Source organism: Roseibium sediminicola, from assembly GCF_023156505.1.
Classification (GTDB): domain Bacteria; phylum Pseudomonadota; class Alphaproteobacteria; order Rhizobiales; family Stappiaceae; genus Roseibium; species Roseibium sediminicola.
This window is the reverse complement of sequence record NZ_JALNMJ010000042.1, coordinates 1-11,571: the sequence shown is the minus strand read 5'-3', so window position 1 is coordinate 11,571 and position 11,571 is coordinate 1. Positions and strand designations below refer to the sequence as shown.

Annotated in this window: 13 protein-coding genes; 8 read left to right on the top strand and 5 right to left on the bottom strand. The window is 58.7% G+C overall.

The features are described 5' to 3' along the window. Positions 1–833 precede the first annotated feature (833 nt). Together mobQ and M0H32_RS28445 are read left to right on the top strand one after the other, a co-directional pair. Positions 834–2,138: a MobQ family relaxase gene (mobQ, locus tag M0H32_RS28450; protein ID WP_248160073.1), complete on the top strand. Its 1,305-nt coding sequence runs from the start codon at positions 834–836 to the stop codon at positions 2,136–2,138. Further along, positions 2,116–2,724, top strand: coding sequence for an HAD family hydrolase (locus M0H32_RS28445; RefSeq protein ID WP_248160072.1), 609 nt, complete (start codon positions 2,116–2,118; stop codon positions 2,722–2,724). Before mobQ ends, M0H32_RS28445 begins: the two co-directional genes overlap by 23 nt. Positions 2,725–3,068: 344 nt before the next feature. Here M0H32_RS28445 and M0H32_RS29800 read toward each other — a convergent pair whose 3' ends face one another. Continuing rightward, a complete protein-coding gene (locus M0H32_RS29800) occupies positions 3,069–3,434 on the bottom strand; it encodes a GFA family protein (RefSeq protein WP_425607373.1) in 366 nt (121 codons plus the stop codon). A 126-nt stretch (positions 3,435–3,560) separates the two neighbouring features. Then, positions 3,561–3,875, bottom strand: coding sequence for a hypothetical protein (locus M0H32_RS28440; RefSeq protein WP_248160071.1), 315 nt, complete (start codon positions 3,873–3,875; stop codon positions 3,561–3,563). Positions 3,876–3,987: 112 nt separating this feature from the next. Here M0H32_RS28440 and M0H32_RS28435 point away from each other — a divergent pair, with 112 nt between their 5' ends. The 5 genes from M0H32_RS28435 (at position 3,988) to M0H32_RS28415 (ending at position 8,186) form a co-directional block, all read left to right on the top strand. After that, positions 3,988–4,686, top strand: coding sequence for a helix-turn-helix transcriptional regulator (locus M0H32_RS28435; RefSeq protein WP_248160070.1), 699 nt, complete (start codon positions 3,988–3,990; stop codon positions 4,684–4,686). A 503-nt stretch (positions 4,687–5,189) separates the two neighbouring features. Then, a complete protein-coding gene (locus M0H32_RS28430; RefSeq protein WP_248160069.1) occupies positions 5,190–6,074 on the top strand; it encodes an ArdC family protein in 885 nt (294 codons plus the stop codon). 284 nt (positions 6,075–6,358) lie between these two features. Beyond that, positions 6,359–7,096: a class I SAM-dependent methyltransferase gene (locus M0H32_RS28425; RefSeq protein WP_248160068.1), complete on the top strand. Its 738-nt coding sequence runs from the start codon at positions 6,359–6,361 to the stop codon at positions 7,094–7,096. Positions 7,097–7,378: 282 nt separating this feature from the next. Beyond that, positions 7,379–7,945, top strand: coding sequence for a recombinase family protein (locus M0H32_RS28420; protein WP_248160067.1), 567 nt, complete (start codon positions 7,379–7,381; stop codon positions 7,943–7,945). Further along, complete coding sequence (locus M0H32_RS28415; protein ID WP_248160065.1) at positions 7,932–8,186, top strand: WGR domain-containing protein; 255 nt, start codon at positions 7,932–7,934, stop codon at positions 8,184–8,186. Before M0H32_RS28420 ends, M0H32_RS28415 begins: the two co-directional genes overlap by 14 nt. 200 nt (positions 8,187–8,386) lie before the next feature. Here M0H32_RS28415 and M0H32_RS28410 read toward each other — a convergent pair whose 3' ends face one another. The 3 genes from M0H32_RS28410 to M0H32_RS28400 all read right to left on the bottom strand — a co-directional run bounded on the left by M0H32_RS28410 (position 8,387) and on the right by M0H32_RS28400 (position 11,008). Next, complete coding sequence (locus M0H32_RS28410; RefSeq protein WP_248160063.1) at positions 8,387–9,775, bottom strand: IS1182 family transposase; 1,389 nt, start codon at positions 9,773–9,775, stop codon at positions 8,387–8,389. Between the two features lie 129 nt (positions 9,776–9,904). Then, positions 9,905–10,537, bottom strand: coding sequence for a LysE family translocator (locus M0H32_RS28405; RefSeq protein WP_248160062.1), 633 nt, complete (start codon positions 10,535–10,537; stop codon positions 9,905–9,907). A gap of 27 nt (positions 10,538–10,564) precedes the next feature. Beyond that, entirely contained in the window at positions 10,565–11,008 is a 444-nt protein-coding gene (locus M0H32_RS28400) for a pyridoxamine 5'-phosphate oxidase family protein (protein ID WP_248160061.1), read from the bottom strand. A gap of 99 nt (positions 11,009–11,107) precedes the next feature. Between M0H32_RS28400 and M0H32_RS28395 the strand changes: the two genes are divergently transcribed. After that, positions 11,108–11,467, top strand: a complete 360-nt coding sequence (locus M0H32_RS28395; RefSeq protein WP_248160060.1) for a GntR family transcriptional regulator — start codon at positions 11,108–11,110, stop codon at positions 11,465–11,467. Positions 11,468–11,571 lie beyond the last annotated feature (104 nt).

Genomic DNA, 11,571 nt, shown 5'->3' with positions numbered 1-11,571 from the left:
CGGCCGCCCCGCTGTCCCGTTCCGCGAGGTCGAGCAAAGCACCCCCGAGGATGACCTTGCGCCTGGTGTCGAGCTTGCGCTGTCGCGTGGCTTCCCGGTTGCGCAGGGCCTGAAGCCGGGCCTTGGCCTGGGCATATCGCTTCTCGGCACGGTCCAGCTCGGTTTCGGCCAATTCGGGAATCCTCTTCAAAGAATGCGGATGGTGAGGTATCTCTTGCCAGATCGAGCCTAGGCGCTTACCCGTAGGCCTGTAAAGGACAAGGGCGCACTTATGCAAACTCTCCACCTGCGGTTTCGAGCTTTGCGTGCGATCTCTTTGGGACAAAGCCCCAGCCGATGGCAGACCCGTTCGATGCGATACGCATCGAAATGGGAGACGGCATCGCCTCTCCCAAACCCTCTACGCCCAACCTGCGCGGTTGGATGGCGTCCCGCTGCCCGACACCCTGACGGCATCCCGTGCCCCGTGGCCGGGGCTGGATTGCTTGGTGTGTCGCGCTTGCGGGCTGCGCGGATCGTCGGACCTGTCAGTCCCGATCCTTGCCGGGGTTGCCGGTGGCAAACCGCCGATGCGTTCCACCAATCTCCCGCCCACCACAAGGCTGGGGAGATTGGTGGAACGCATCGGCAAGTCCGTGCCTCAACCGCCTCTTGGGCGGCATCGTTCGGACTGTCTTTTCCCCTCCGGCCCCAGCGGTGCGAACGCGCACTGCGATCTGGGGCGCGGGCCTCCGGGAAAAAGACGGCTGACCGGACGGCCAATGCGGGACCATTGGCCGGGGTCAGCAACGGCGCGCGTGATGATCGTTTGCATCACGGAGCGGGGTAGGGCGATGGCCAGCTACCACCTCTCCGTGAAGACGATCAAACGCAGCGCCGGGCGCTCCGCCACAGCGGCGGCGGCCTACCGCGTGGGGGAACGCATCGAGTGCCAGCGCGAAGGTCGCGTTCACGATTACACCCGCAAGCAGGGCATCGAGGAGACCTTCATTCTGACGCCGAAGGACGCGCCGGATTGGGCGCTGGACCGCTCGAAACTCTGGAACGAGGTCGAGGCCAGCGAGACCCGCCGCAACTCCGTCACCGCCCGCGAATGGGAGCTGGCCCTGCCGTCCGAGATCAGCGCCGAGGACCGGTCCCGGATCACCCGCGACTTCGCCCAAGAGCTGGTCAGCCGCTACGGTGTCGCGGTTGATGTGGCGATCCATTCACCGCACCGCGAGGGCGATCAGCGGAACCATCACGCCCATGTGCTGACCTCCACCCGGAAGCTGGAAGCCGAGGGCTTCACGGCCAAGACCCGCGTGCTCGATTCCGCGAAGACTGGGGGCGTCGAGATCGAGCAGATGCGCGGCGTCTGGGCAGAGTTGCAGAACCGTGCGCTGGAGCGGGCAGGGGAGGTGGAGCGCGTCGATCACCGGTCGCTCGAAGCGCAGCGGGAGGCGGCGCTGGAGCGTGGCGATCAACTTTCTGCCGAGGAGCTGGACCGTGACCCCGAGCTGAAGCTGGGACCGGCGGCGAACTCCATGGAGCGTCGCGCGAAGGCGATGGCCGAGCGGCAGGGTCGGGAATATGTCCCGGTCACCGAACGTGGGGCCGTGGTTCATGCCGCCCGCCAGGCCCGCGCCGCTTTCCGGGAGCTGCGGGAGCGCCTGGACATCGCGCGGGAGACCTATGGGGCCGAGCGTGACGCGGGGCAGGGGCGTGTGTCCGCCGGTCTGGCCGCGCTCAGAGCTGCGGCCGCGAAGGAGCGTGGCGCAGGGGTCGGGCCGGAGGATATGCGGGAGCGGCTGGCGCGTATCACGGACAAGGACCGGGGTGGGCAGAGTGACGAAGAACCGGCACGCGGGCGCAATTACGCGCGGGAGCGCCTGAAAGAGATCATGGAGAAGGACGCGGGCCGCGACGGCCAGGCGGCGGTTCACAGGCTGGACGGGCACAGCGATCCCGAGCTTGGCGAGGAGACCGGGCGCGAGGAGCGCAAGCCGTCCGTGAACGAGCGCCTGAAGGACGTGCTGAACAAGCCCCGTGAAAAGCTGGAGATCGAGGAGGACCGCGACCAGGAAAAGGACCGCGAGGTCGAGAATGAGCGCGAAATCGACAGGGAGATCGACCGTGACCCCGGCCTCTCTCACTGATCTGCCGCCGATCTTCGACGGGATCGAGGCGGTATGTTTCGACGCCTTCGGCACGCTGGTCGAGATCACCGAGAAGCGGCAGGCGTTTCGGCCGCTGTTCAAGGCTCTGTCGTCGGAGAAGCGGCGCGGGCTGAAGCACCGGCTCATGCGCGAGGATCGGCCGTTCACGGACTGGCCCGAAGCGCTTGGGGCCGAAGTCGCGCCAATGACGCTTCTGGAAGTCATGGAGCGGGTGATGATCGAGACCGGCTCCATCGCGCTGCGCCCCGGCATGGCGGAAATATGGGCGCGGCTGCGCAGTGAGAGGCTGCGCCTGGCGCTGTGTTCCAATCTCGCCAGCGACTATGTGACGGCGCTGCGAAGCGCTCTGCCTGAACGGCCGGATGTGGAGGTGCTGTCCTGCGAGGTCGGGGCGATCAAACCGGAGCCCGTGATCTATGAAGCGGTGCTGGACGGGTTGCAGATCGACGCAGGCCGAGCGCTGTTCGTCGGGGATACGCCTCGCGCCGACATCGAAGGGCCGCGCGCGGCGGGCATGAAGGCCATGCACATAGACGAGCTGGTCGCTGCGATGCGGTTGGGCTGACGTTCATCTTGCCCAAATACATCCTCGGGTGAATGCCCGAAGGGCAGGGGGCAGACAGCCCCTTTGCTGACCTTCACACGGTGCTGTTTGGATTCACACAATGCGGACTTTGTTGCCGTTCAACAATTCAGTGCCAACGACCGCTTAAAGTTGTCGTGCGGTGGCCAGCGGGGCCGGAGTCAAAAACGAATTGAACGAAGTAGTGGTAGTGCCAGATGGTCGACAAGCCGGAGGGAGCGCCGTTCTGATTACCGCCGCCGCTTCTATCAACTGCCAGGCAACCCGAGATTAAACCAGCGCGCGAACTTTGAGGGGCAGAGACTTGGCTTCAGTATTCGACCACACTAACTCTTGTCCCAAGGCTGCCGCGCGTCTTCATAGACCTTCTGTGGATCGGCAAACTGCGTCGGATCATCGAGTGACCCCGCATAAACAAAGACTAATTCTGGGGCCATTGATGTCGTCTTGAACATGGGCGATCCACAATCCGAGCAAAACGAGAACTCCAGATCGTTGCCCGATGCCGACTTTCCCTGGTATGTTTTTATTTCGCCACTGTAACTGAATGTGTCCTTTGGCATAGCAAGCTGAGGTAGATTTCCGCCTCCAGAAACATGCTGGCAGTCTCGGCAGTAGCACTGAATAGAAAACCGTGGCTCGCTTGCGGCCGCATACTTTGATTTTCCACATAAGCAACATCCTGAAAACATTATTTAACTCCCGATGGTCAAAACCTAAAACGATGTCGTGCCATGAGCAGTGATCGCGCAGTTTCGCGCCACCTGCGATCCAAACCGCCCTTCCTGAATACTAAGACAGTTGATTTGTAAGGCCATCTAGTGGGTTTCGAGTGTGATATTCACCTCCATCTCTGCTTCAGGGTCGAATTCGCTAAGGTCCATCACAGAAAAGAATGTTGCACAGGCCGGCGATTCCATCTCCTTTTTGACGACATCCAAATAGTCTTCGTGACTGCGGAACTGGACAATGTCCAAATATGTTCCGTCCGGTTTGCGCACAAGCTCACGTCGCAACACGCCAGGTTCATGCGCAACGAAATCCCGCTGGAAAACTTTTGATGCAGCAAGCAAGTCAGCTTCGGTCTTGCCATAGGCAAGCTTGATAGGGGCCAGAACGGTTACGGGTGACATTAGATTTCTCCTTGGCATCGGTTGGTATAGTAACACGTATATTGTTAAATAAGACATTTTGTGTCTTATTTGTTTGATGGCTCGCGCAAATTCAAATGACAGGCTGAAGCGGTTGGAATTGCTGGCTGTTCAGCTGAAACAGGATGGCCTCTGCACGGTAAAGGACCTAGCGCATCAACATGGCGTCAGTGAACGAACGATCACACGCGACCTGTTGCTTATGCGAGAGCAGGGCTTGCCTATCGACGCGGATCGCGGCCGCGGCGGCGGAGTGCGTCTTGATCGCAATTGGGGTGTAGGGCGGATAAACCTGAGCTACCCGGAAGCGGTTGATCTTCTAATCAGCATCGCAGTGGCTGAGCAAATGAACTCACCAATGTTTCTGGCCAGCTTGGGTTCGGTCAGGCGACAGTTGGTAGCATCATTTTCACCTGAAAAACGTCACAAAGTGAACCGCTTGAAATCCCGCATACTGATTGGAGTCACGGCATCAACTTTTGTTCAGGCGAGCGTCGCTGTCCCTCCGAACCGTGTTGTTCAAACCCTTCATCTGGCATTTATTGATCAGGTGACGCTTGCGATACGATACCAAAATGAAGGCGGCGAAACTTCCGAGCGGCAGATCGAACCCCACTACCTTCTGCTGAACTATCCCGTTTGGTATGTGATCGCGATTGATCATCTTCGGGATGCACTGCGAACATTTCGTTGCGATCGGATACTAAAGGCGGAACCAACTGGAACCCTTTTTCGCCTATTGCCAAAGGAAGAGTTTCAACAATCTCTGGACGGAAACGACCTTTTGATATGATCACTCTGCAGACATTCGCCGCAGCGCAGAAGCATCGCAAAATGGGCTCTTTTTCCTCTTTCGCCGCGTCTAACTCGAACGACCGGTGTCCATGCTTCGGTCAAGCATGATCCTGTGATCCCGACTCTGTGCCGGTCTCGCTTTGAGCGATAGACAGGGCAGGGGATCGACGGGCTGACGCCCGCTCACCCCAACCCTGACAGTTTCCAAAAACTGTTGATCCGCCTGCCATCCCGGCAGGTCCGAGAAAACCGGCAAGCGCCGCCTGTGGCGTCGGTTCCGGTCGAGAATTCCGGTTCCTCCCACGCGCAGGCGCGCGGTTCCCTCCCAAATTCACGCCCTCCACCCGGTTGTCACGGCCCCGCCAGGCCGCAGGACGGGCTTTGCCCTTACCTGCTCTGCCCTTCGGAATGCATGGGCATTCCAAACAACAGAACAGGAAGGCCCGCCCATCGGCGGAAAGGGGAAGAGACCCCGACCGCATCAAGCGAGGAGGGTCACAAATGACCAAAGAGAAATTCGACGTTTATACCCATGTCACCAGCCAGATCATCGCGCAGATCGAAGCGGGAGCGCCGCCCTGGCGCAAGCCGTGGACCGGTGGCGGGGTGTCTGTAAGCCTGCCGGAACGGTTCAACGGCGAAGCCTATCGGGGGATCAACATCCTGATGCTTTGGGCGACCGCGATGGCGATGGGCTACAGTTCAGCCCGCTGGATGACATTCAATCAGGCCAAGCAGCTTGGGGGCCATGTCCGCAAGGGCGAGAAATCCGCAACCGTCGTGAAATACGGCACCGTCGAGCGCGAGGACGAAAACGGCGAGGAACGCCAAACCCTCTATGCCAAAGCCTACCGCGTGTTCAACGCCGATCAGATCGACGACTTGCCCGCCGAGTTCTACATCCTGCCCGATCCGCCCCGCGATCTTGGAACCAAAGCCGACGCCGAGCTGGATGCGTTCTTTGCCGCGTCCGGCGCGCAGATCGACGTGACCGAGGAGCCGCGCGCCTATTACAACATCAAGACCGATCGCATCCACATGCCGCCGATTGGCACGTTTCATCGGGCGGCTGGATACTACGGGACGTTGGCGCATGAACTGACCCACTGGACAGGGGCGACAAAGCGGCTGGACCGCTGGAGCCGGTTCAATGACCGCAAGGCCTACGCGTTCGAGGAACTGGTTGCCGAAATTGGTAACTGCATGCTGTGCGCGCAGATCGGGGTGGAGCCGGAATTCGACCAGAGCGCGGCCTATGTTGAAGGGTGGCTTGAAGCGATGAAGGAAGACACTCGCGCGATTTTCCGGGCCGCGTCCGAGGCGCAGAAGGCCGTGGATTACATCATGGAGCGCACCGCGCGGGCCAATAGGATGGCCGCCGAGTAGTAGCCCGCGCTTTAGAAATGATCGAGGTCCCCGTCAGCGGACGGGGCCCTCTTACCTTGTGGTGTCGTCCAAGTGGTAGACGGTTTCCGGGTGACCTGTCGACTGGCAACCTGAACGCCACCCGCCGACAGGCCCGGCGCTTCGCGCGGACGGGCATGTAATGCCCGGAGACGGCGATTCCTGCGCTGCGGAGAAGGTCCGGAACGAGCCCAATTTGAAGGATGCTGCGCGGAGCACGAACGTCGGCTAAGGTCGCCTCGCATGGACTCGAAGGGATTTTGCCGATGACGGCGAGTTACGACAGGATCGGGTTGAACTACGCCGAATTGCGTCGGGCTGACGCACGCATCGCAAAGTCGATTCAGACGGCGCTCGGCGATAGCGATACTGTGTTGAACGTCGGTGCAGGCGCAGGGTCCTACGAACCAGGGTATCGCGCTATCACTGCACTCGAACCTTCCGCTGAAATGATCGCGCAGAGGCCTGTATCCAATGCGAGGGTCGTACAAGGAAGCGCTGAAAATCTACCGTTCGAAGATGATAGTTTTGACGCAGTGATGGCGGTATTGACCGTGCATCACTGGAGCGACAAGGCGAAGGGCATGGCAGAGATGCGTCGTGTCTCGCGTGGAGCCATAGTGATCCTGACTTACGATCCTGCATTCCGCGATCTTTGGCTGTTTGACTATTTCCCGGAACTCGCCGCACTTGATGAAGGCCAGATGCCGCCAATCGACGACTACTCAAAATGGCTCGGCCCCGTGAAAATATCAACGGTCCTAATCCCACACGACTGTTCGGACGGCTTCCTTGCTGCCTACTGGCGGCGTCCCGCTGCATATCTCGATCCTCGAGTTCGTACTGCGATTTCTTCGTTTTGGAAGGTAGGCGATATCACAACGGGGCTAGAGCGACTGAGGCACGACCTCGAAAATGGCGTTTGGAAAAAGCGTTACGGGGACGTTCTCGAACTCGATGAACGCGACTGTGGATACAGGCTGGTTGTGGCTCCGCAAGGCTAACGACACCGCCACAATAGCGGAAATTTGGCGGACCTGACGTTTGTCCGCTTCGTCCGCACACCGGACACACCCCCCCTGCCAGAACCTTTGCGCCTAAAACGGTCAGTTGCGCAACACTCCCCTGCCCCACTGATCCTGCGCACACCGCAGCCTGCGCGCGATCCCAACAAACAAACGGCAATTTGCTGTGAAAACTCGCGCGCCCAGCCCAGCCCTGCATTGTTGCAAATATATGTTGCGAATTAACTTGATTGAGCAACAAGAAAGCGCAACACTGTTTGCATGAACCTAGGCTATGCCCGCGTATCCACCGACGACCAGGCGACCGCAGCGCAGCTCGACGCGCTGCGCGCGGCAGATTGCGAGCGCGTGTTCGAGGAGCGCGCCTCTGGTGGCCGTTGGGATCGGCCGGAGCTGCACCGAATGCTCGATCAGCTCCGCCAGGGCGACGTAGTGATTGTCTGGAAGCTGGACCGGCTGTCTCGGTCCCTAAAAGACCTTCTGTCCATCATGGAGAAGATCGACGCGGCCGGGGCCGGGTTCCGGTCGCTGACTGAGGCCATCGACACGACCACGCCTGCCGGGCGCATGATGATGCAGATGGTAGGCGTTTTCGCCGAGTTCGAGCGCGAGATAATCCGGGAGCGAACGCGCGCCGGTCTGGAGCGTGCCCGCAAGAAAGGACGCCACCCAGGCCGCAAGCCGAAGCTGTCAGAAGATCAGCGCCAGGAAATCCGCGACCTGGTGCTTTCCGGCAAGCGCACGGAGGCCGAGGCCGCGCGTCTGTTCAAGGTCCATCGCTCAACGATCAGCCGTCTCATGCGGGAGGCATCCGATGCAGCAGCTTGAGATGTTTCCCGAGGACATTCGCATCGAGCGCGTGGACCCAGAAGCCAATATGTATCGGTTCTACAGGCTACGCTTGATGCCCGACCTCTTCGGCGGCGTGTCGCTCTTGCGGGAGTGGGGCCGGATCGGCACCCAGGGCAGATATCGGATCGAGCTGTTCGAGGATGCAGTCCGCGCGACCGACGCAATGGCCGCGCTCTACACCGCTAAGCAGAAGCGCGGGTATCAGCTCGCCGGATAGGTCAGTACCGGGCAGTGAGTCCCCCTGCCCCGCCACAGCGACCGTTCGCGCTGAGCGCGGCTAAGGTCTGCAAGGAGCCTATTTTGTTGAAGAAGTCGCTGTGATTTGGGGAGTTGGCCGCGTCGGTGCGTTGACCGCAGGCTGATTGTTCCGCCCGCTGCACTGGGCGGCTAGTTGGTCTGTCGTGTTGCCGTTTCAGATCATATGGCGACCGTCGTTTCGTGCGTCTTGGGTCTTAGTTTTGCGAGTTTTCGGAGGTTCTGAGCGATGGCGGCGAGCGTAAATTCGTCCTGCACACCGCATGGCCCTCGAAGTCTGAGCCGCCCGAGGCCAAGAATGCGTTTAAGGTGGGCGAAGAGCATCTCAACCTTTTTGCGTTTGGCTTGCGCCTTGGGATTGAAGGGTGATTGGGCAGCCAGTCGGGCTAAGTCGCGTGCGTCCTCATGTTCCTCGCGACCGATAAAGCGGGTGTTTGTGTTCGGGCAGCATTTTGATTTCGACGGGCAGGCATCGCAAATGGCTTTGGTGGCGCGGTAGCGGCGACGCCCGGTTTTGGGTTCTTTCCTGCGCGGGTCAGAGTAGTTGCGTCGAGACTGCAACAGGTGCTGGCCTTCGGGACAAGTATAGCGATCATTGTCTTCATCCCATTCGAAGTCTGAGCGGGAGAATGTGCCGTCTGTGCGTTCGCCTTTGTCGACCAGAGGAATAAACGGAATGATGCCGCGTCTCTTTGTCAGCCACGCCAGGTTCTCTGCGGATCCGTAAGCTGTGTCCGCCACCAACCAGTCGGGTTTGATGCTGAAGCGGTCCTCAGTCCGATCAATCATGGTTTGTGCGGCCCCCACTTCGGCCTGTCTGATTGAGCGTGTCGCTTCAACGTCGACAATCACAGAATGATCGGTGTCGATCAGATAGTTGTTCGAATAGGCGAAGATCGCAGGTCCTTTGCGCGCGGCAGTCCATTGGCTGGCGGGATCGGAATGGGATGTGAACTTCGGTTTGACCGGTGTCGAAGCCCCAAACGCTTTATCGTCAAGAACGTCGAGATATTCCCGGACAGCACGGGGCGCATCATCAGGATCGATGCCGGATACATCCCAATCTGCCTGCGCCGTTGAGTTCATCCTGTCGACATCGGCTTCGACCAAGCTTGCATCAACGGCAAAGCCGTGACCGCCAACAAGACCTTCAGAAATGCAACGCGCAACAGTGGCTTCGAACACGGATCGGAGCAAATCGCTGTCCCGGAATTTGCCATGGCGATATTTTGAGAAGGTGCTGTGATCCGGTACTTTGCCATCAATGCCAAGACGACAAAACCATCGGTAGGCCAGGTTCAGGTGGACTTCATCACACAAGCGTCTCTCAGATCGGATGCCGAGAACATAGCCAATCACCAACATCCGCACGATCAGCTCCGGATCAATCGAAGGGCGGCCCAGATGGCTATAGTGTGGCGCAAGTTGCTGGCGGATAGCGCAGACATCCAGAAACCGATCAATCTCCCGGAGAAGATGGCCTGCGGGGACGTGTGCCTCCAAATCGAAGTCGTAAAACAGCCGCGCTGGAGCTTCCTGAACACCCATCATCGCCAAATCCCTCCTCATCTTACAAAAGGAAGTGAATCAAACGACTTGGCCCAAAGCAACTCCGACTTCTTCAACAAAATAAGCCCATTTTTCCGAATGCTGCGCAATGCGCCAATGTCTGGAGTTACGTCAGTGCCTGTCATCAAGTGCCAGCCTGACAGCGAGCCCACAAAATACTAGGCCAGTGAAGTATTGGCCAATCCGTCTGGTTGTCGGATTCTGAGCAACTGCGCTTCTGGACTTCGCAACAACGACAATCATTCCGCCGTAGATCAACAAGGCCGAAAGGTTCAAAATCATGGCGAGCACCAGGATTTGAAGAGCGACCGAGCCTTGGTTCGGGTCCAGAAACTGAGGGAAAAGGGCCAAAAAGAACAACGCGACCTTCGGGTTCAAAAAGTTCGTGAGTAAGCCCTGTCGAAACATCGTCCAAGCGTTGGCTTTATGACGATCCTGAAGCTGATTTTGACCTGACGGCACCGACGTGAAGGACTGCCACGCCAGACATAGTAAGTAAATCGCGCCCGCGATCCTCACCGCATCATAAGCCATCGGAATGGCGAGAAAAATCTGTGACAAACCGAGAGCCAAAAACGTGGCATGAAGATACGATCCTGTCGCGATGCCAACGTAGGTCGCCATTCCAGCGAATGCGCCACGCGTGGCGCTCCGAGTGGCGATGAGCAACATATTTGGTCCCGGAACGACGACGAGGGCAATGGCTGCTATGGTGAATAGAACCAGTGTTTCAAAATCAGGCAAGTTGTGCTGCTCCGTTATCCAAGAAACTTATCCGATCAGCGTCGATGACCATGTTTGGATCAGCTCAGCCTCTGACACCCCATCGTCATAAGCGGGCGTCCGGACAGGCTTGGCTGAACCAATGTCAATCACAACAATACGCTTGATGCGCGCTGCAAGGCCGCCCCAACGTTCAAAGCGAGCAATCTCAGTTTCGAAATCCGATGTACCAGCTTCCAGAAACCGCGCCTTCCCGCGTGCGCGAAGCCCGGATCGTCTAAGCGGATCCACAAAATTCACTTCGACACGGGGATCATGTCCTATGCGGCTGGTTGAACCCGGGGAACTGATATCCCCGTAAGCGATTGTTTTTTCGTCAATCACCACGAACGTGCCTTTCGGCGATACCCTTGGTGCGCCTTCCTCGTCTACGGTTGCAAGAAATCCGAGACGCTGATGTTCGATTGTTGTGATCATCTGGTCTGTCAGCATGCCATTTCTCCTTAAAGACTTGTTCAAAACTTGCACGAGGCATAGATTAACGCTAATCGTTAAAAATAGATGCCGTCAAGTATCGACTGGAGTTGAGCGGTGGCCAAACGCGAGATAACGGACAAGACCATTTCCAGACCAGCGGCGCATGTGCTGACGGCCAACGCGATCCGGGCAGCCATTCTGGAAGGCGGGCTCGGCCCCGGGATTCAGATCAGGCAGGATGAGATGGCAAAAACCTACGGTGTCAGTCAGGCGACGGTCCGTGAGGCGTTCCGCTCTCTCGAAGCCGAACGTCTTTTAGAGAGTATCCCCAACAGGGGGATGTTTGTCCGAAGGGTCACCAGGGAAGACGTGATCGAAGTCTATGAGCTGCGCACTGTGCTCGAAACACATGCGTTGCGGCGCAACTTTGCACATCTCCGAGATGCCGATCTGCACCGCGCGCGCGCTGCTTGAAAATGCGGCAGAAGATGAGCGCTATGCATTCATCGGATCATCGAACAAGGAATTTCATGCGGTATTTTATGCGCTCGACCACGCCTCGTTGACGGCCGAGCTTA